The 18,649-nt window shown below is 75.0% G+C and carries 18 protein-coding genes; 9 read left to right on the forward strand and 9 right to left on the reverse strand.

Annotated features, from left to right (window positions below):
* Window positions 1–82 precede the first annotated feature (82 nt).
* Window positions 83–1,879 (reverse strand): thiamine pyrophosphate-requiring protein, encoded by a 1,797-nt coding sequence (locus ACH4LD_RS23205; RefSeq protein ID WP_398053661.1) that lies wholly within the window; start codon window positions 1,877–1,879, stop codon window positions 83–85.
* Between the two features lie 448 nt (window positions 1,880–2,327).
* Between ACH4LD_RS23205 and ACH4LD_RS23210 the strand changes: the two genes are divergently transcribed.
* The 3 genes from ACH4LD_RS23210 (at window position 2,328) to ACH4LD_RS23220 (ending at window position 6,158) form a co-directional block, all read left to right on the forward strand.
* A complete protein-coding gene (locus tag ACH4LD_RS23210) occupies window positions 2,328–3,374 on the forward strand; it encodes a hypothetical protein (RefSeq protein ID WP_132782730.1) in 1,047 nt (348 codons plus the stop codon).
* Window positions 3,375–3,831: 457 nt separating this feature from the next.
* Window positions 3,832–5,091: an aminotransferase class I/II-fold pyridoxal phosphate-dependent enzyme gene (locus tag ACH4LD_RS23215; RefSeq protein WP_398053662.1), complete on the forward strand. Its 1,260-nt coding sequence runs from the start codon at window positions 3,832–3,834 to the stop codon at window positions 5,089–5,091.
* Window positions 5,088–6,158, forward strand: a complete 1,071-nt coding sequence (locus ACH4LD_RS23220; protein ID WP_398053663.1) for an MBL fold metallo-hydrolase — start codon at window positions 5,088–5,090, stop codon at window positions 6,156–6,158. Before ACH4LD_RS23215 ends, ACH4LD_RS23220 begins: the two co-directional genes overlap by 4 nt.
* 20 nt (window positions 6,159–6,178) lie before the next feature.
* Here ACH4LD_RS23220 and ACH4LD_RS23225 read toward each other — a convergent pair whose 3' ends face one another.
* Window positions 6,179–6,742, reverse strand: coding sequence for a DedA family protein (locus ACH4LD_RS23225; protein WP_398054113.1), 564 nt, complete (start codon window positions 6,740–6,742; stop codon window positions 6,179–6,181).
* Between the two features lie 53 nt (window positions 6,743–6,795).
* The gene (locus tag ACH4LD_RS23230; RefSeq protein WP_132783398.1) at window positions 6,796–7,569 is read right to left on the reverse strand and encodes an MBL fold metallo-hydrolase; all 774 of its coding nucleotides are present in this window, start codon (window positions 7,567–7,569) and stop codon (window positions 6,796–6,798) included.
* A gap of 84 nt (window positions 7,570–7,653) precedes the next feature.
* On the opposite strand from ACH4LD_RS23230, the gene ACH4LD_RS23235 reads away from it, so the two are divergent.
* The 3 genes from ACH4LD_RS23235 to ACH4LD_RS23245 all read left to right on the forward strand — a co-directional run bounded on the left by ACH4LD_RS23235 (window position 7,654) and on the right by ACH4LD_RS23245 (window position 11,006).
* Window positions 7,654–8,085: a hypothetical protein gene (locus ACH4LD_RS23235; RefSeq protein ID WP_030643559.1), complete on the forward strand. Its 432-nt coding sequence runs from the start codon at window positions 7,654–7,656 to the stop codon at window positions 8,083–8,085.
* A gap of 153 nt (window positions 8,086–8,238) precedes the next feature.
* A complete protein-coding gene (locus tag ACH4LD_RS23240; RefSeq protein WP_398053664.1) occupies window positions 8,239–10,407 on the forward strand; it encodes a phage holin family protein in 2,169 nt (722 codons plus the stop codon).
* A 173-nt stretch (window positions 10,408–10,580) separates the two neighbouring features.
* Complete coding sequence (locus ACH4LD_RS23245) at window positions 10,581–11,006, forward strand: OsmC family protein (RefSeq protein WP_398053665.1); 426 nt, start codon at window positions 10,581–10,583, stop codon at window positions 11,004–11,006.
* 45 nt (window positions 11,007–11,051) lie between these two features.
* Here the strand turns inward: ACH4LD_RS23245 and narJ are convergent, their stop codons facing one another.
* From narJ to ACH4LD_RS23260, 3 genes are all read right to left on the reverse strand, one after another.
* Window positions 11,052–11,543, reverse strand: coding sequence for a nitrate reductase molybdenum cofactor assembly chaperone (gene narJ / locus ACH4LD_RS23250; protein ID WP_398053666.1), 492 nt, complete (start codon window positions 11,541–11,543; stop codon window positions 11,052–11,054).
* Window positions 11,544–11,714: 171 nt separating this feature from the next.
* Window positions 11,715–12,578, reverse strand: a complete 864-nt coding sequence (locus ACH4LD_RS23255) for a helix-turn-helix transcriptional regulator (protein ID WP_103813496.1) — start codon at window positions 12,576–12,578, stop codon at window positions 11,715–11,717.
* Between the two features lie 87 nt (window positions 12,579–12,665).
* Complete coding sequence (locus ACH4LD_RS23260; RefSeq protein ID WP_398053667.1) at window positions 12,666–13,493, reverse strand: helix-turn-helix domain-containing protein; 828 nt, start codon at window positions 13,491–13,493, stop codon at window positions 12,666–12,668.
* A 147-nt stretch (window positions 13,494–13,640) separates the two neighbouring features.
* Here ACH4LD_RS23260 and ACH4LD_RS23265 point away from each other — a divergent pair, with 147 nt between their 5' ends.
* Together ACH4LD_RS23265 and ACH4LD_RS23270 are read left to right on the forward strand one after the other, a co-directional pair.
* Window positions 13,641–13,946 carry a 4a-hydroxytetrahydrobiopterin dehydratase gene (locus ACH4LD_RS23265; protein WP_132782723.1) on the forward strand — a complete coding sequence of 102 codons (306 nt, stop codon included), beginning with the start codon at window positions 13,641–13,643 and terminating at the stop codon, window positions 13,944–13,946.
* Between the two features lie 5 nt (window positions 13,947–13,951).
* A complete protein-coding gene (locus tag ACH4LD_RS23270; protein ID WP_398053668.1) occupies window positions 13,952–14,716 on the forward strand; it encodes a class I SAM-dependent methyltransferase in 765 nt (254 codons plus the stop codon).
* Window positions 14,717–14,737: 21 nt separating this feature from the next.
* Here ACH4LD_RS23270 and ACH4LD_RS23275 read toward each other — a convergent pair whose 3' ends face one another.
* A complete protein-coding gene (locus tag ACH4LD_RS23275) occupies window positions 14,738–15,439 on the reverse strand; it encodes a response regulator (protein WP_398053669.1) in 702 nt (233 codons plus the stop codon).
* Window positions 15,440–15,491: 52 nt separating this feature from the next.
* The gene (locus ACH4LD_RS23280) at window positions 15,492–15,923 is read right to left on the reverse strand and encodes an STAS domain-containing protein (RefSeq protein WP_398053670.1); all 432 of its coding nucleotides are present in this window, start codon (window positions 15,921–15,923) and stop codon (window positions 15,492–15,494) included.
* Window positions 15,924–16,383: 460 nt separating this feature from the next.
* On the opposite strand from ACH4LD_RS23280, the gene ACH4LD_RS23285 reads away from it, so the two are divergent.
* The gene (locus ACH4LD_RS23285) at window positions 16,384–18,105 is read left to right on the forward strand and encodes a GAF domain-containing protein (RefSeq protein ID WP_398053671.1); all 1,722 of its coding nucleotides are present in this window, start codon (window positions 16,384–16,386) and stop codon (window positions 18,103–18,105) included.
* Between the two features lie 55 nt (window positions 18,106–18,160).
* Here the strand turns inward: ACH4LD_RS23285 and ACH4LD_RS23290 are convergent, their stop codons facing one another.
* Window positions 18,161–18,619 carry a cyclic nucleotide-binding domain-containing protein gene (locus tag ACH4LD_RS23290; protein WP_398053672.1) on the reverse strand — a complete coding sequence of 153 codons (459 nt, stop codon included), beginning with the start codon at window positions 18,617–18,619 and terminating at the stop codon, window positions 18,161–18,163.
* Between the last annotated feature and the right edge of the window lie 30 nt (window positions 18,620–18,649).

Here is an 18,649-nt window from a genome sequence, read left to right on the forward strand (position 1 = left end):
CTCCAGAGGGTCGAAGGTCCGCACCGCGTACCCGGTACCGCACGTCCGACACGGGGTCGGCGCCGCCCGGCCACCGCTCGGCCTAGTGCTTCTGCCGGCCCGGCAGGAACTCCTGGACCTTCGCCTTCAGCCCCTGCTTGACCATCGAGCCCCGGTCGGCGTCGCCCTTGAGGATCGACGCGGCCGTGGCCTCCATCTGCTCCCAGCTGGCGTGCGGCGGGATCGGCGGTACGGCGGGGTCGGTGAGGAACTCGATCACCGCCGGTCCGTCCGCGTCCAGGGCGGCCCGCCAGCCCGCCTCCACGTCCTCCGGCTTCTCCACCCGGATCCCGGTCAGACCGAGCGACCGGGCGAACGCCGCGTACTGCACATCGGGGATCGACTGCGACGGCAGGAACGACGGGGCGCCCTCCATCGCCCGCATCTCCCACGTCACCTGGTTCAGGTCCTGGTTGTTCCACACCGCCACCACGAGCCGCGGATCCGACCAGCGGTCCCGGTACTTGGCCGCCGTGATCATCTCCGCCAGGCCGTTCATCTGCATCGCCCCGTCCCCGACCAGGGCGAACACCGGCCGGTCGGGGTGCGCGAACTTCGCGCCGATCGCGTACGGCACCCCCGGGCCCATCGTCGCCAGCGTCCCGGACAGCGAACCGCGCATGCCCGGCCGCATCGTGATGTGCCGCGCGTACCAGTTGGCGACCGACCCCGAGTCCGAGGTGAGGATCGCGTTGTCCGGCAGCAGCGGGTCCAGCGCGCGGGCCACGTGCTCCGGGTTGATCGGATCGGCCGACAGCCCGGCCCGCCGCTCCATCGTCTCGTGCCAGCGCTTCACGTTCGCGCAGACCGTGTCGTACCACTCGCGCCCGCGGCCCTCCGCCTTCAGCAGCGGGATCAGCCGCCGCAGCGTGGCCTGGGCGTCACCGACCAGGTTCACCTCGTACGGGTAGCGCATGCCGATCATGTGAGGGTCGATGTCGATCTGCACCCCGCGCGCCTTGCCGAAGTCCGGCATGAACTGCGTGTACGGGAAGGACGAGCCGATCGTCAGCAGCGTGTCGCAGTCCCGCATCATCTCGTACGACGCCCGGCTGCCGAGCAGCCCGATCGGCCCGGTGACGTACGGCAGCTCGTCGCTCAGCACGTCCTTGCCGAGCAGCGCCTTCGCCACCCCCGCGCCGAGCAGCTCGGCGACCTCCCGGACCTCCGCGACCGCGCCCGCGGCACCCTGTCCGATCAGGACGGCCACCTTGTCGCCCGCGTTCAGCACGTCCGCCGCCCGGCGCAGCGCCTCGTCCGTCGGGGTCGCCGTGTAGTCGCTCATCCCCAGGCTGGAGGGCACCATCTTGAACTCGTGCGTCGGCGGCGAGTAGTCCAGCTCCTGCACATCGCCGGGGATGATCAGCGCGGTCGGGCAGCGCCGGGCGTACGCCGTCCGGATCGCCCGGTCCAGCACGTTCGGCAGCTGCTCCGGCACGGTCACCGTTTCGACGAACTCCGAGGCGACGTCCTTGTACAGCGTGTGCAGGTCGACCTCCTGCTGGTACGAACCGCCCATCGCCGTCCGGTTGGTCTGCCCGACGATCGCCAGCACCGGCACATGGTCCAGCTTCGCGTCGTACAGGCCGTTGAGCAGATGGATGGCCCCCGGCCCCGAGGTCGCCGCGCAGACCCCGATCCGGCCGCTGAACTTCGCGTACCCGACCGCCTCGAACGCGGACATCTCCTCGTGCCGGGACTGGATGAACCGCGGCTGGTCCTCGGCGCGGCCCCAGGCGGCGAGCAGCCCGTTGATGCCGTCACCCGGGTAGCCGAAGACCTGTTCCACCCCCCAAGCGCGCAGGCGTTCGAGGATGTGGTCGGAGACCTTGGTGCTCATGGAGAGACCTCCCGGTGCAGTGCGAAGCGGACGATCCGGTCAGCGCTTACCGAGTCACCTGCGCGGGGGACGGAAAACCTCCGGGGGCGGGTACGGGGGCGGGTTCCGGGGCGCCTCGTGCGTGCCGCCGGCCGGACTGTCACCCGGCCGGCCCCGCGTGTCCCGCGAATGGGCTCCGGCCGCGCGCGGCACGGCGGGACGCGGGCTGTCATGGCAGCGAGGGCACGGCCCCGTGCCCCCGTCACCCGGGCACCGCACGGTGTCGCCGACGCCCCGTACGACGGTCACACCGCGCGCGACCGGCGCGACCGGCGCGACCGGTACGCCGGTGTACGCCGCACCGGGTACCGACGTCCGGCCGTCCCGCCGCCGCCCGTTGTCCGCCGCCCGTTGTCCGCCGTCCGCCGTCCGCCGTCCGCCGTCCGCCGTCCGCCGAGGAGCCCCTTCCATGCGCCGCACCGCCCGCGCCCTGTCCACCGCCCTCGCCGCCGGCGCCGTGCTCGCCCTGGCCGGCCCCGCCGCCGTCGCGGACCCCGCCTCGGGCACCCGCACCGTGTCCGCGCTCTGCGACCCCGTCGGCGGGCCGTCGCCGGGCGCGCCGGCCGCCGCCCCGGGCGCCGTCCGCACCACCGCCCAGGACCGCACCGGGAGCACTCCTCCGGCCACCGGTCCCGGCGCGGCCCGGACCGCCGACGGCCCCTGTCCGTCCGTCTCCGCGGCCCCGGGCAAGCGGTCCACCGGTGGTTCCCCCCTCACCCGGAGCGGCGAGGCCCCGACCGCGCCGACCACGGCCTGCGTGGACGGCACACCGTGCGGTCAGGACAGCCCGCAGAACGCCGGGCGGGAGGGCGGCGAGGCGGCCGTGCCCGGGCTGGACGGCCTCGGGGACCCGGAAGCCGGGAACGGGGCGGGCGAAGGGTGGGACGGTCTCGGCCCGGACGCTCTGGGCGCGGACGGTGTCGGCCCGGACGGTGCCGGCCGGGTGGGCGGTGGCGAGGTGGGGCCCGGACAGGTGACCGGACCGGACGGCGGCGGCCAGGACGGCGGTGGGACGGGAGCCGGGCGGGACGGTGTCGGGCAGGACAGTGGTGGACGGCAGAACACCGGGAAGGACTCCGCCGGGCGGGACGGCACGGGCAAGGACGCCGCCGGGACGGGCAAGGACCCCGCCGGGCAGGACGGTTCCGGGCGGGAGTGCGCGGGGGCGGGAGCCGGCGCGGGGGCGGGCTCCTGCGGCCATGACGACCACTGGTGCGCGGAGTCCCGGGAGGGGGGCTGCTCGGACGGCCGTACCTGTCGCGAGTCCCAGGGCTCCGACACCTGCGCGCCCGCCGGCGTCCAGCACGGCGTGGACGCCGGACAGGGCGGCACCTTCGACGACTCGGTACCCGCACTGGCCGCCGGCGCCGCCCTCATCGCCGCCGCCTGCGCGGGCGCCGTCTACCGGCTGTTCGGCCACCGGCGGTTCCGGGAGGGCGAACCCGCGGGGATGTGATCCGGGCAACTTCCGGCACCGCCCATGGAGCGCCGTCCGGCGGGTACACACCTCCCGAGGACGCCGCCGGGGGACCTCACCACAACCGCCCGCCGCACAGCCGGCCCGGGACACCACACGACACGGCACGACACGGACGACGAGACGGACACCCGCCCCGACAGGTCGGAGACCCACACGGCACACGCGGACGGCACAGCAGGCCATGAGGACAGGACGGCCCGCAACGGGCGCACGACGACACGACGGACTGCGCGGCCCGCAACGGGCGGCACGACGGCATGACGGACTGAGCGGCTCGCAACGGGCGGCACGACGACACCACTGACAACACGGCCCGCAACGGGCGCACGACGGCACCACGGACAGCACTCCGCGGCTGGCGGCACGACGGCACAACGGACAGCGCGGCCCGCAGCGGGCGGCACGACGGCACCACGGACTGCGCGGAGGCGACATGCGGCGGACGGACCCCGGAGAAGGCCACGGCCCCGTCCGCTACGGCCCGCCGCTCCCCGGCGACGGCCTGCCCGTGCTCCCCGAACTGTCCGCCGTACTCTCCGCCGCCGCGAGCCGCGCCGACGCCCATCCCGTCGGCGGCGCCCCCGCCCTGCTGGAGGCGGCCTGCGGCTACTGGACCCGGCGCGGCCTGCCCTGCGTCCCCGACCAGGTGGCCGCCGGACCCGGCGCCCCCGCCCTGCTGCTCGCCCTGACCGCCGCGCTCGCCGGCGACGGCGCGGACGTCCTCGTACCCCGGCCCTGCCCCGCCTGGTGGGCGCCGTACGCCCGCATCCTCGGCCGGCCCGCCTTCCATGTGCCGACCCCGGCCGAGGGCGGCGGGGTCCCCGACCCGTACGCCCTGCTGGAGACCGTCCGCCGGGTCCGCGCCGAGGGCGGTGACCCCCGGCTGCTGGTGCTGTCGGTCGCCGACGACCCCACCGCCACCGTCACCCCGCCCGAACTGCTGCACGAGACCGTCGAGGCCGCCACCGCGGAGGGCCTGCACCTGGTCAGCGACGAGACCTGGCGCGACACCCTGCACGTCCCGCACGACACCGTCCTGATCAGTCCCGCCGAAATGTGGCCCGACCAGGTCACCGTCGTCACCGACCTGGCCGGCGCCCTGCTGCCCCCCGGCTGGCCCGCCGCCATCGCCCGCTTCCCGGCCACCGACGGCGGACGGCACCTCCACGCGCGCGTGCTCGACATCCTCACCGCGCTCGGCGCCCGTCTTCCCACACCGGTCGCCGCGGCCGCCGGCTACGCCCTGGACGAACCCCCGCCCGTCATCGAACGCCGAGAGGCCACCGTACGGCTGCACGCGCGCGTGGCCGCCGCCGCGCACGCCGCCGTCGTCGCCGCCGGCGCGTTCGCCCGGCCCCCGCAGGCCGGCCGGCACCTGTACGTCGATCTCGGCCCGCTGCGTGAACCGCTCGCCGCCCAGGGCGTCGGCGACGCCCAGGAACTGGAGGACCTCCTCACCGCACGGCTCGGTATGCCCGCGCCCGGCGGCCACCGCTTCGGCGACGACCTCGGAGCGCTGCGCGTCCGGCTCGCCACCGGGCCCCTGCTGGGCGCCACGGACGAGGAACGCACCGAATCCCTCACGTCACCCGAACCGTTGGAACTGCCACACGTGCAACGCGCGTTGATCTCCTTGAGGTCGGCCTTCGACGATCTCCGCGACGACGCTCAGCGATGGGAGCCTCCTCGATGACGCAGCAGACGCAGCAGACGCATGAGCCCGGCCCGGCCACGACGACGACCACGGCAGCCGGCGAACCCGGCACGCCGCCCCGCCCCGCGCCCCCTCTCCCGCCCCTGGCCGAGCCCCGCCCGCTGGGCGAACACCGGGTCTGGCCCCGCACGTTCCACGACCGGCTCACCGCCCCGCTGCCCGGTCTGAAGGCCATGGCCCGCTTCGCCCGCGAAGGCGCCGTGCGCCCCGGACCCGAAGGCCTCGCCGACATCCCGCGTCTGCCCTACGCACCGGCCCCGCTGCCCCGCGTCGACACCCGCACCCTCGCCGTCACCTGGGCGGGACACGCCAGCTGGATCGTCCGCATCGGCGGCCTGACCGTCCTCACGGACCCCGTCTGGTCCCGCCGCATCCTCGGCACCCCGGCCCGCATCACCCCCGTGGGCGTGCCCTGGGAGAGCCTGCCCCGCGTCGACGCCGTCGTCATCAGCCACAACCACTACGACCACCTGGACGCCCCCACCCTGCGCCGACTCCCGCGCGACACCCCGGTGTTCGCACCCGCCGGCCTCGGCCGCTGGTTCCGGCGCCGCCGGTTCACCCGCGTCACCGAACTCGACTGGTGGGAGGGCGCCGAACTCTCCGGCGTCCGCTTCGACTTCGTCCCCGCCCACCACTGGTCCAAGCGCACCCTCACCGACACCTGCCACAGCCTGTGGGGCGGCTGGGTCCTGACCGACTCCGACGGACAGCGTCTCTACTTCGCCGGCGACACCGGTTACGGCCACTGGTTCTCCCGCATCGGCCGCCGCTACCCCGGCATCGACCTCGCCCTGATGCCCATCGGCGCCTACGACCCCCGCTGGTGGCTCAGCGACGTCCACTGCGACCCGGAGGAAGCGGTCCAGGCCACCCTCGACCTCGGCGCCCGCCGCATGGCCCCCATGCACTGGGCCACGTTCATCCTCTCCGTCGAACCGGTCCTGGAGCCCCTCACCAGAGTGCGGACGGCCTGGGAGAAGGCGGGGCTTGAGCGCGAGGACCTGTGGGACCTGCCGGTCGGCGCCTCAGGAGTGCTGGACTGACGCCGCGTCCCGGCGCGCCCTCACCCGGCAGCCCGGACCCGCCGCCACACACCGGGCGCCGCGCTGATCAGAACCGTCAGCACCACCGCCACGACGACCCCCTCCCACGGCTCGGCGAACAGGGAACCCCCCAGTATCCCGATCACCTGGTACGTGGCCGCCCAGGCGAGACAGGCGGGCAGATTCCCCCGCGCGAACCGCCTCAGCGGCCACTCCGCCATCAGACAGGCCAGCATCACCGGTATCCGCCCGGCGGGCACCAGCCGGGACAGCACCAGCACCGCCACCCCGTGCTCGGCCAGCTTCTGCCGCGCCTGCGCGAGCCGTTCCTCCGGCGCCCGCGACCGTATCGCCTCCAGCCACCGCGACCCGTTCTTCGACCGCATCCCGCGCCGCCCCAGCCAGTACAGCGCCGCGTCCCCCAGGAACGCGGCCAGCGACGCCGTCCCGAACACCAACGCCAGCGACAGCGGCGCCGTCTGGTGGAACGCCACCACCGCCGCGGAACTCACCAGCGCGCCCGTCGGCACGACCGGCACCAGCGCCCCGATCAGCACGAGCAGGAACAGCGAGGGATAGCCCATCACTTGCTGCGTCGACCCGGGCGTCACCGCCCGCGACGCGTCGGCGAGCCAGGTCACCGCGCGACCTCCAGCCGCACGCTCTCCCCGTGCCCCAGCTTGTGCACCGCCACCCCCGGCGCGGCCACCGCCGCCAGCCGCACGAACTCGTCGCCCGGCGCGTGGAACTCGTGCGGGCGCACCGCGTCCATGCCGATCGGCCAGTACGTGCCGTAGTGCACCGGCACCGCCATCCGCGGCGCCAGCCGGGCCAGCGCGCGTGCCGCGCGTCCCGCGTCCAGATGGCCCTCCCCGAGATACGGCCCCCAGCCGCCCACCGGCAGCAGCGCCACGTCCACCGGCCCCACCCGCTCGGCCATGTCGTCGAACAGCCCGGTGTCCCCTGCGAAGTACGTCCGCGCCTCGCCCTCGATGACGTAGCCCAGCGCGGGCGAGCGGTGCGGACCCACCGGCAGCCGCCGCCCGTCGTGCAGCGCCGGCACCACACGCACCAGCAGCTCGCCGATCCGCACCTCGTCCCCGGGGGCCACCTCGGTGATCCGCAGCTGTCGCAGCCGGCGCAGACCGGGTACCGCCCGTGGTGCGCCCCGGGGCACGAGCAGGCGCGTGCCCGGGTCGAGGCAGGCGAGCGACGGCAGGTGCAGATGGTCGGCGTGCAGGTGGGAGACCAGCGCCACGTCCGCGCGGCGGGCCCCGGGGGGCGGCACCGCACCCCGGCGCCGTCGCAGGTGCGCCAGCCGGCGGGCGAACAGGGGGTCGGTCAGCAGGCGTACGTTCGCATCCTCCAGCGCACAGGTGGCGTGACCCCACCACGTGATCTCCACCGGCACCTTCTTCGCCTCCTTCACGCGACTCCCCGAAGCCTACGGGCAGGAGTAGGGTCGGCGGCGAAACCCGGAGGTGAGGGGGACGCCATGGGACAGCCGCGGGGTGCCTTCGGGGCGCTCACGACCGTGCGGGTCACCGCCATCGCCAGCCTCACACCCCTGGAGGAGCTGGAGGCCGACCCCTTCCTGGTGGACTCGCGCAGCCAGCACGCGATGTGCGCCCGCTGGGCCGCCGAGCGCGGCTACGTGGTCGCCCGGGAACTTCTCGTCGGCGGGCTGCGTTTCGACCACTGCGCGCTCTGGGACGGGGTGCGTCCCGGGGTGGACGTGTTCGTCGCGCCCAGCCTCCGCGTGCTGCGCAGGGCCCTGTCGTCGGTGGAGGAGTTCACCGCCGAGTGCGCGCGCCGGGGCGTACGCGTGGAGACGGTGGGGCGGGCCGAGCCGGCGTACGACGCGCAGATGAAGGCCCGGGTGCACCGCCGGCTGTCGATGCCGACGGCCGGCTACGACGGGCGGTGACGCGGTCCCCGTCCGCGTCCCCTGTCCGACGGCCCGTCCGGGCGGACGCCCGCGCGTGTGACAAGGTGGAGCCGGCCCGATCGGGCCGGTGAAGCGAGAGGAGGCCCCCCGGCCACCGGGTGAGGGAGGGCCGGGACGTGAGGTGTGCGGGGCGTGCGCGGGGTGCGGTGGCGACGGATCGCCAGTCAGATCGGGCGGAGCGTCGCCGTATGGGCGGTCTCCACGGTCACCATGCTGGTCCTCGCGGCGATCCTGCCCGACTTCCAGCTCCAGTCCGCCGACGGCGACAGCGCCACCCGCATCGCCGTGGCCGCCGCCTGCGGTGCCGGCGCCTTCGGCATCCTCTCGGCCGTGGTCTGGCCGCTCCTGGTCCGCCTGCTGCTGCTCGTCCCCGCCCTCGTCCTCGGCCTGCTGGTCTTCTTCCTCAACGGCTCCCTGCTGCTGCTCGCCCTGCGCATCAACCCCTCCGGACGCGGCGAGGCCGCGCCCGAGACCGCCGTCATCGTGGCCGCCGTGATGTCCGCCGTCGCGTCCGCCACCGGCGCGGCCCTCGCCGTGCGCGACGACGAGACCTACCGGCGCCGCCTGCACCGCCTGGCCACCCGCGGCAGACGGGACCATCCGCCCTGCCCCACCGCGCCCGGACTGCTGTGCGTGCAGCTCGACGGCGTCGGCCACGACGTCCTGGTCGACGCGGTCCGCAAGGGGCTGATGCCGACGGTGGGCCGCTGGCTGTCCGGCGGCGACGGCGTACGGCCGGCGAGCGAGGGCGACCGCACACCGCCGGCGGCCGGCACCCCGCGCCCGGCGGCCGGCACCCCGCGCCCGGCGGCCGGCCGCGCCCGGCCCACCCACCGCCTCACGCCCTGGCGCACCGACTGGTCCAGCCAGACCGGCGCCAGCCAGCTCGGCATCCTGCACGGCTCCACCTTCGACGTTCCGGCGTTCCGCTGGTACGAGAAGGACCGGGGCGAGGTGATGGTCTGCAACCGGCCGACGAGCGCCGCCGAGCTGCAACGCCGGGCCATACGGCACACCGGCGACGGCGGACTGCTCACCGTCGACGGCGCCAGCCGGGGCAACCTGTTCAGCGGCGGCGCCGGCGAGCAGGCCCTCGTCCTGTCGATCGCCACCCGCCGCCGCGGCCCGGGGAACCGTTCCCGCGCCGGGTACTTCGCCTACTTCCGCGACCCGGCGGGCGCCGTCCGCACCGCCCTGTCGTTCGTCGCCGAGGTCGGCCGCGAGATCGGCCAGTCCACCCGTGCCCGGCTGCGGGGACAGCGCCCGCGCGTCGGCCGGGGCGGCCTCTACCCGTTCGTCCGCGCCTTCGCCACCGTCGTCGAACGGGACGTCGTCGTCGCCGCGGTCATGGGCGACATGCTCGCCGGCCGCACCGCCGTCTACGCCGACCTCGTCGCCTACGACGAGGTCGCCCACCACTCCGGCCCGCGCAGCCGCGACGCCGAGAAGGTCCTGCAACGCCTCGACCGCTCCCTCGCCCTCCTCGAACGGGTGGCCGAACACGCCCCGCGCCCCTACCGGATCGTCGTCCTCTCCGACCACGGGCAGAGCCCCGGCGAGACGTTCCACGCCCGCTACGGCCTCACCCTCGGCGACCTGGTCCGGGCCGGCTGCGGACTGCCCGTCCCGCGCCGGGCCCAGCGCACCCGCAGCGGCGCCGAGGCCCGCGCCGCCGTCCGCGCCGCCCTGCGCCGCCCGGTGGAGGAGAAGGGCGAGCACCACCGCCCCTCCCGCCGCTCCGAGCCGATCGTGCTGGCCTCCGGCAACCTCGGCCTCATCTCCTTCCCGGACGTCCCGCACCGCATGACCAAGGAGGAGATCGACGCCCGGCACCCCGCCCTGCTCACCACCCTCGCCAACCACCCGGGCATCGGCTTCCTCCTCGTGCGCAGCGAGGAGCACGACGGCGTCGTCCTCGGCGCCTACGGTGCCGAGATCCCCCTGGCCGAGCTGGACGACGAGTCCGGCCCGCTGGCCCGCTTCGGCCCCGGCGCCGCCGACGCCGTCCGCCGCACCCACTCCTTCCCGCACACCGCCGACATCATGGTGAACTCCGCCTACGACCCAGCCGACGGCGAAGTCCTCGCCTTCGAGGAACAGATCGGCTCGCACGGCGGCCTCGGCGGCGCCCAGTCCCACCCGTTCCTGCTCTCCCCGCACGAGCTGTCCGCACCGGCCGGGGACGGGGAGGAACTGACCGGCGCCGAGCACATCCACCATGTGCTGCGCCGCTGGCTGAGCGAGCTGGACGGGCCCCAGGTGCCGCTCACCCCGGACGTGGAGGAGGAGCGGGCCGCCTGACATCCGGCCGCGCCCGCACCGCCGGCGCGGGGAACCCGCCTGTCCGATCGTGCGGGGACGTCACCTGCCGTTCACGGCCCGTGGGCCGGTCTGCGGAGTGCGACGAGCCCGGATGTGATCGGATAGGGACATCCGGGAACCCCGGAACCGCGACACTCGCGAAAGGAAGCATCGTGGCAACCACGCGCACCGCGCACACCGTCTGGGAAGGCAACCTGCTCGAAGGCAGCGGCATCGTCACCTTCGACTCCTCCGGCATCGGCCAGCAGCCGGTCACGTGGGCTTCGCGCGCCCAGGACGCGAACGGCAGGACCAGCCCCGAGGAGCTGATCGCCGCCGCCCACTCCAGCTGCTTCTCCATGGCCCTCTCGCACGCCCTGGCCGGCGCCGGCACCCCGCCCACCCGGCTGGAGACCAACGCCGACGTCACCTTCCAGCCCGGCGAGGGCATCACCGGCATCCACCTCACCGTGCGCGGCGAGGTGCCCGGCCTGGACGCTGACGGCTTCCGGTCCGCCGCCGAGGACGCCAAGAAGAACTGCCCGGTCAGCCAGGCCCTGACCGGTACGACGATCACCCTGACGGCCGAGCTGGCCTGACGCCCGGCAGTCGGCGCACCCCGGCCGCCCGGCCGGGGTGCACGGTCATGGGGGCGTTGCGGTGGGCGCGGCCGGCAGGGTGGCGCAGACCGCGTCCAGGACGTCCGCGTACGGGGTGCCGTAGTCGGTCAACGCCGTACGCAGCCGCTCCAGACCGTCGCGGTGCTCGGTCAGCAGGCTGGTGTCGCCGGTCCGCGCGGTGAACTCCAGCACCGCCGGCAGGAAGTCCGGCAGCTCCTCGCCGCTGCACTCCAGACCGTGCCGGCGGTAGACGTCCTGGAAGCGGACCAGGGGCGTCCCGCGCCGGGTGCCGTCGTCGTGCCACCGGCTCAGGTACAGGCTGTGCCGGTTCCCGACGTCGAAGACCCGTACGTAGTGCGCGGCCAGCTCCCGCCGCGGGGTGACGGCCGCGTGGTCGGTGAACGCCCGCAGCGGCGGGGCGGCCTCGCGCAGCAGCGGCAGCCGGGCGATCAGACCGTCGTCCGGGTAGGTCAGGCACAGCGCCGCCGCCTGGTGGAGCACCGCGTCCGAGGGCATCGGGCCTCCTTCGCGTCGCCGGGGCGGGCCCGCCCGCGTGGTCGGGGCCGCACCCCTCGGGCACTACTCAGAACCTAGGGGCGGCCCCGGCGACGCACCTGTCCGCAGACCCGTACGGGTCACGCCCGGACCACGAGCGGCACCAGCGGGCCCCTGCGGGTCACCCCGGCCTCAGAGGCTCTCGCGGTGCTCCCTCAGCAGCTTCAGCGTGCGCTGGGCGGACGCGGCCCGGGCCGTCATGTGGTCCAGCACCTCCAGGTGCGCGGCCACCTCCTGACGCGAGTCCAGATAGAGGGCGCCGGTCAGGTACTCGGTGAACACCATGTCCGGCAGCTCCGGCTCGGCGAACCGGAACAACGTGAACGGCGCGTACGTCCCCGGGTGCGGGCCCGCCGCGAACTCGGCGATCTGCAAGGTGACCCGGTCCCGCCCGGCGTACTCCAGCAACCGGTCGAGCTGGTCCCGCAGCACCTCGGGCCGCATGCTCACCGGGCGCCTGAGCACCGTCTCGTCCATGATCACCCACAGATGGGGCGGGTCCTCACGCTCCAGCAGCCGCTGCCGCTCCATGCGCAGCGAGACGTGCCGCTCGACCGTCTCCGGCGAGGTCTGCCCGATCGTCCCCGCCTCCAGCACCGCGCGCGCGTAGTCCTCGGTCTGCAGCAGACCGGGCACGAAGTGCGGTTCGTAGGAACGGATGACCCGGGCCGCGCCCTCCAGGCTGACGTACAGGCTGAACCAGTCCGGCAGCACGTCGTGGAACCGCTGCCACCAGCCCGGCTGGTTCGCCTCCTCGGCCAGCCGCACGAACGCGTCGGCCTCCTCCTCGGGCACCCCGTAGGTGGTCACCAGCACCTGCACGTAAGGGATCTTCAGCGCGACCTCGGCCATCTCCATCCGCCGTACGGTCGCCGACGCCACCCGCAGGACCCGGGCGGCCTCCTCACGGCTCAGGCCCGCCGCCTCCCGCAGCTCCTGCAACCGCTTGCCCAGCACCACCTGGCCCACGGTGGGCGCAGCCCGCCGCTCACTCACCGCCACGCCCTCCCCTGCGCACCGATTCACGCGGGGAGCAGTCTGTCACGTGTTGCCGCCTCGCACACGTGCCCGAGGTGATGAACCTCAACCGGACTGCGTGTGCAGGTACTTCGCGGTCGCCGGGTCGGCCGGCAGGAACGTCTCGATGGCGAGTTCGGCGACCGTGACGTCCATCGGCGTGTTGAACGTGGAGATCGAGGACACGAACGACAGGACCCGCCCGGCATGCTCGATGCGCAGCGGCAGCGCGAAGTACGGCACCGGCTCGGCCGGTTCGCCGTCGACCGGCTCCTCGGGCACCGGATAGGCCGCCACCTCCTCGTACAGGGCGCGCAGCCGGTCCGAGCGGTGCAGGGCGATCTCCCGCTCCATCTGGGCCAGCAGATGCCCTCGCCACTCCCGCAGGTTCCGGATGCGCGGTGCCAGCCCCTCCGGGTGCAGGGTCAGCCGCATCGCGTTCGGTGCCGGTTCCATCAGCTCCTCCGGCACGCCGTCCAGCAGCAGGGCGATGCCCCGGTTCGCGGCGACCACCGTGTAGCCGGCGTCGACCACCAGCGCGGGGTAGGGCTCGTAGCCCCGGATGAGCCGCTCCATGCCGTCGCGCAGCGCGTCCAGCGCCGGGTCGTCCAGCGGGGTCTCCGGATAGCGCGGCGCGTAACCGGCCGCCAGCAGCAGGGCGTTGCGCTCCCGCACCGGCACGTCGAGCTGCTCGGCGAGCCGCAGCACCATCTCCTCGCTGGGCCGGGACCGGCCGGTCTCGACGAAGCTGATGTGCCGCGCGGAGGAGTCGGCGCGCAGCGCCAGGTCCAGCTGCGAGATCCGCCGCCGCTCCCGCCACGCGCGCAACAGCGGGCCGACGCCCTTGCCGGTGACGTCGACGGAGGCGGTGGGAACGGACACGGGGAGAGGCATGCCGCCGACCCTAGTCGAGCCCGGGGCGGGGGAACGAGCGGTTTGTGCCCGGGCCGCGCCGGTGTGCCGAGCCCCTGGCCGGCGTGGCAGTCTGAGCCCGTACCCGCCACGCCCCGCAGGGGGCACGCAGCGAAGGGAGCCCGGGCCATGGCCGTCGAACCGCTGTCGCAGAAGGAGATCGAGGACCGGCTGGCCGAGCTGCCCGGCTGGTCGGTGGACGGCGACCGTCTCACCCGCTCCTACCGGCTGGGCTCCCACTTCGCCGCGGCGGCCCTCGTCATGCACATCGCCGGCATCCAGGACGAGCTGGACCACCACTCCGACCTCACCCTCGGCTACGACACCGTCTCCCTCAGCGTGCACACCCACAGCGCGGGCGGCGCCGTCACCGCGAAGGACTTCGCCCTCGCCCGCAGGGTGGAGGACGTCGCCCCGGGTCACGGAGCACACTGAGCGATGTGCTCGACTACGACAAGGAAGCCGGCGACTACGACGCCTCGCGCGGCGGCGAGGCCCGCGCCCAGGAGGCCGCACAGGCCGTCCTCGGTCTGATACCCGGGGGTCCGGGCCGCCTCCTCGACGTCGCCTGCGGCACCGGCATCGTCACCCGGCGGCTCGCCGCCGCACGACCCGGGCTGCGGGTGATCGGCGCGGACCTCAGCCCGGCCATGGTCCGCAGGGCGTCGGCCCGGCTGCCCGGCGCGATCGTACGGGCCGACAGCCGCCGACTGCCCTTCCCGGACGGCGCCTTCGACGCGGTCACCAGCATCTGGCTGCTGCACCTGCTGGACGACCCCGAGGACGTGGCCGCGGTCGTCGGCGAGTGCGCCCGCGTGCTGCGGCCCGGCGGGGTGTACGTCACCACGGTCGACAAGGCCGCCGCGCACGACGTCGGCAGCGACATCGACGCCGTCCTCGCCGCCCGCCCGCGCCGTCCCGCCGCCGACGCCGCCGGAACCGTCACCGCCCACGCCACCCGGCACGGACTCCGGCCCGCCGGGCACGGCTCCTTCCGTGGCTCCGGGCAGGGCCGCAGCCCCCGCAGCACCATCGCCGACCTGCGCCGCGGCTGGTTCACCCTGCTGCCGCCCGGTGAGCCGCGCACCGAGGAGTTCGCCACGCGCCTGGCCGGGCTCCCCGACCAGGACCGCCCCCGCCCCGACCCCCGCTTCGGTCTGAGAGCCTTCCGCAAGCCGGCGCCGGCTCCTTCCGGGACACCGTGAATCGAGCGCGTCCCGTCCGTCTCAGCGCGACGAGCGTCCTTCCGGCCCCGGTCGGCCGAGATGGGAGGCGAGGACCGCGGCCTGGACCCGGCGCTGCACCCCCAGTTTGGCCAGCAGGCGCGAGATGTGGTTCTTGACGGTCTTCTCCGACAGGTAGAGCCTCTGGCCGATCTGACGGTTGGTCAGCCCGTCCCCGACCAGCGCCAGGATGTCCCGTTCGCGCGGTGACAGGCCCGCCAACTCGGGTGGCAGGGACGGGTTCCCGGCCGGGTCGGCCCGCAGGGAGCGCATCAGCCGGGCGGTGGTCGCCGGGTCCAGCATCGACTGTCCGGAGGCGACGGTACGGACCGCCGACACCAGGTCGGAGCCCTTGATCTGCTTCAGGACGTAACCGGAGGCCCCGGCCATGATGGCGTCCAGCAGGGCTTCCTCGTCGTCGAACGAGGTGAGCATCAGACAGGCCAGCCCCGGCATCCGGTCGCGCAGCTCCCGGCAGACCGAGATGCCGTCGCCGTCGGGCAGGCGCACGTCGAGCACGGCGACGTGCGGGCGCAGGGCGGGACCGCGGGCGAGCGCGTGCCCGGCGGTGTCCGCGTCACCCACCACGCGGATGTCCGGCTCGGTGCCGAGCAGGTCGGCCAGGCCGCGCCGGACCACCTCGTGGTCGTCCACCAGGAAGACCCGGATCGGGTCCTGCTCCGTGAAGGTGCGTGTCTCGGGCATGGCGACCTCTTCTTCCCCGGGACGGCAGGCTGCGGACTGTCCCTGAGCCCGATCATGACCCGCCGGTGCCGCACGCACCAGGGCCGACCGGCCCCACTCGCCCGGCGCCCCGCGCGGGCCCGGGGAGCCGGGGCCGTACGTCGAAGACGCCCCCCAGGCCCGTCACCCGCAGCATCCGCAGGAAGCGGACGCTGTCCGTGACCAGACGCAGTCGCCCGCCCCGGGCCAGGACCCGGTTGCGCGCCCGGCACAGGACGCCCAGCCCGGCACAGTCGATGAACTCGGTCGGCCGCAGGTCCAGGACCAGGTCGGGGCGCGGACGCGCGGTGAGCGCGTCGAGCCGTTCCGACAGGGCCGGCGCGGTCAGCAGGTCGATCTCCCCGTGCAGGGTGAGCACCGTGGGGCCGGGGCCGTCCTGGTGCGCAGGTGCCGCGACGGGCCCGGCGAGGAGTGCCGACCCGGGCGGCTCGTGGTTCTCGGGCATGGACCCAGCGAACCGGGCTCGCCCGCGTCCCGGAAGGGCCGGTCGGCCCTCTCTCCGGGTCCCGCCGGCACCCGGCCCCGTACCGGCCGGGTGCCGGCGGGATACGGCCCCGGAGCGCAGAGCCGGCGCTCCTGCGGTGCGCCCCGCCCGTCGGCCGGCAGCGCTGCCCTGCGCTCGCGGCACGCGGGGCGGTCAGGACGACCGCTCGCGGCACCCGGGGCGGTCAGGGCGATGCGGCGGAGCGGCACCGCGGGGGATCGATGCCGATCCTGGGCCCACTGTCGGCGGGAGCCGTCCGTTCTCCCGGTGCCGGATGTCCCCGGCCGGCGGCCGATGGTCCCGGCTCCGGCCGGTGGGCGGGGGCCGGCACCGCACGCCGCCCCCCCGGGGCCGGACCGGATACCGTGGAGACGACCCGTCGGCGCCGGGCCGGCGCGGCGAGGGGACCTGGAGGCACGTGGTGGACCGCCCGGAGGAGCCCCGCCTACGCCTGCCGCAGCTCAGGCTGGACGAGCTGCTGGAGGAGCTGCAGGCCCGGATCGACGCGGCTCGGGGCACCCGCGACCGGGTGCACAGCCTCCTGGAGGCGGTCCTCTCCGTCGGCCGCGAGCTGGAGCTGGAACAGGCGCTCCGCTCGATCGTGGAGGCCGCGGCCGTGCTCGTGGACGCCGAGTACGCCGCCCTCGGCGTCATCGGACCCGACGGCAGGACCCTGTCGGCCTTCCACACCGTCGGCGTCTGCGAGGAGGAGATCGCCGCGATCGGCCCGTACCCGGAGGGGCACGGCATCCTCGGCGAGCTGATCCGGCACCCGGAACCGCTGCGCCTGCCGAAGATCTCCGAGCACCCCGCCTCGTACGGCTTCCCGCCCGGCCATCCGCCGATGAACAGCTTCCTCGGCGTTCCGATCCGGGTCCGCGACCAGGTCTTCGGCAACCTCTACCTGACCGAGAAGCGCGGGGGCGCGGACTTCGACGAGGAGGACGAGTCGGTGCTGTCGACGCTCGCCGTCGCCGCCGGCGTCGCGATCGACAACGCCCGCCTGTACGAGGAGTCCCGGCTGCGCGAGCGCTGGCTGCTGGCGAACGCGGAGATCGGCCACCGTCTGATGTCCGGCAGCGAGCGCGCGGAGGCCCTGGAGCTGATCGCGGAGCGCGCCCGGGAGATCACGGGGTCGGCCCTGGCGGCGGTGGCGATGCCCATGGCGGACACCGGGTCGCTCTCCGTGGAGATCGCCGTGGGAGCGGAGGCGGAGGCACACCGCGGGCTCGTGCTGCCCCCGCGGGACAGCCTCATGGGCCTGGCCTTCTCCGCCGCGGCCCCGGTCACCAGCGACGACGTCAACCACGACACCCGGATCTCGTCCGAACCCCCCCGCTTCGGCGGTCTCGGCCCCGCTGTGGCCGTGCCCATCGGCACCGGGGAGGGCGGTGTGCGCGGGGTGGTCCTGGTGGCCCGCGAGGCGGGCCGGCCGGTCTTCCTTGCGAAGGAGACCGAGATGCTCCAGGGGTTCGCCGCCCAGGCCGCGATCGCCATGGAACTGGCCGAGCGCCGGCGGGACGCCCAGCAGATAGCAGTGCTGGAGGACCGCGACCGGATCGCCCGGGACCTGCACGACCTGGCCATCCAGCGGCTGTTCGCGACCGGGATGACCCTGCATAGCGCGGGCCGCTTCATCGAGCACCCCGAGGCCGCCGAGCGGGTCCTGCGGGCCGTGGACGACCTCGACGAGACCATCAAGATCATCAGGTCGACGATCTTCGGGCTGCGGACCCGCGCGGGCGCCGGCAGCGGCGGCGGGCTGCGCGCCAGGGTCGTGCGCACGGTGGGCGAGGCGGCCCCCGTCCTGGGCCTCGCGCCCAGCGTGCGCATGGAGGGCCTGGTGGACACGGACGTACCGCCCGAGATCGCCGACCACGTCATGGCCGTGCTCTCCGAGGCCCTCACCAACATCGCCCGGCACGCGCGCGCCGACCGCGCCCAGGTGGTGCTGACCACCGACGGCCGCGAGGTGTGCCTGACCGTCTCGGACAACGGTGTGGGCATCGCGCCCGACGGCCGCCGCAGCGGGCTGCGCAACATGGCCGAGCGTGCGGCGGAGCTCGGCGGGAGCCTGGAGCTGGCCCGCCCGGACGGCGGCGGCACCACGCTCAGCTGGCGGGTCCCGCTGCCCGCCGGGTGACGGTCCGCGACCAGGACGCGCGCGGGCCGTCTCCCTGTCCGCGGAGGTACGGCGGTCAGGCCGGACCACCGCTGCCGTACGGGGCGTAGAGATCGAGCAGCCGGACCCGGGAGGCGTGCAGCCGCTGGGCGGCCACCCGCCCCACCCAGGCCGCGATCGCCCGGCCGAACTCGGGATCCGCCGCGCACATCGCGCGCACGGTGCCGGCGTCGAACTCCCAGGCCCGCACCGGGCTCATCGCCTCGGCGCCGAGGTGCCAGAGGTACGGCGGGAAGTGCCAGGACCAGCCGACCAGTTCGCCGTGCCCGAGGGTCTCGATGACGGCGGGACGGCGGCCGGGGACGTGCAGGTCGAGGGCGACGGTGCCGGTACGCACGATCCAGAAGCGGTCGGCGCGCCGGCCCTCCTCGAACAGACGGGTGCCGGCCTCGAACGCGACCGCGCGCGCGAGACGCATCAGCGGGGGACGCTGCTCGGCCGGCAGAGCTGCGGTGATGGCGGTGGCGGAGGTCATCGCGGAGGCTCCCTTCCTCGCTCCCGCCTC

Origin of the sequence: Streptomyces sp. NPDC017676, assembly GCF_044329325.1 — a bacterium.
Classification (GTDB): domain Bacteria; phylum Actinomycetota; class Actinomycetes; order Streptomycetales; family Streptomycetaceae; genus Streptomyces.

Bases quoted from the DNA above. Each gene is read 5' to 3' on its own strand.
- ACH4LD_RS23205 (WP_398053661.1), bottom strand. From the start codon at position 1,879: ATGAGCACCAAGGTCTCCGACCACATCCTCGAACGCCTGCGCGCTTGG.
- ACH4LD_RS23210 (WP_132782730.1), top strand. From the start codon at position 2,328: ATGCGCCGCACCGCCCGCGCCCTGTCCACCGCCCTCGCCGCCGGCGCC.
- ACH4LD_RS23215 (WP_398053662.1), top strand. From the start codon at position 3,832: ATGCGGCGGACGGACCCCGGAGAAGGCCACGGCCCCGTCCGCTACGGC.
- ACH4LD_RS23220 (WP_398053663.1), top strand. From the start codon at position 5,088: ATGACGCAGCAGACGCAGCAGACGCATGAGCCCGGCCCGGCCACGACG.
- ACH4LD_RS23225 (WP_398054113.1), bottom strand. From the start codon at position 6,742: ATGGGCTATCCCTCGCTGTTCCTGCTCGTGCTGATCGGGGCGCTGGTG.
- ACH4LD_RS23235 (WP_030643559.1), top strand. From the start codon at position 7,654: ATGGGACAGCCGCGGGGTGCCTTCGGGGCGCTCACGACCGTGCGGGTC.
- narJ (WP_398053666.1), bottom strand. From the start codon at position 11,543: ATGCCCTCGGACGCGGTGCTCCACCAGGCGGCGGCGCTGTGCCTGACC.
- ACH4LD_RS23260 (WP_398053667.1), bottom strand. From the start codon at position 13,493: ATGCCTCTCCCCGTGTCCGTTCCCACCGCCTCCGTCGACGTCACCGGC.
- ACH4LD_RS23265 (WP_132782723.1), top strand. From the start codon at position 13,641: ATGGCCGTCGAACCGCTGTCGCAGAAGGAGATCGAGGACCGGCTGGCC.
- ACH4LD_RS23275 (WP_398053669.1), bottom strand. From the start codon at position 15,439: ATGCCCGAGACACGCACCTTCACGGAGCAGGACCCGATCCGGGTCTTC.
- ACH4LD_RS23280 (WP_398053670.1), bottom strand. From the start codon at position 15,923: ATGCCCGAGAACCACGAGCCGCCCGGGTCGGCACTCCTCGCCGGGCCC.
- ACH4LD_RS23290 (WP_398053672.1), bottom strand. From the start codon at position 18,619: ATGACCTCCGCCACCGCCATCACCGCAGCTCTGCCGGCCGAGCAGCGT.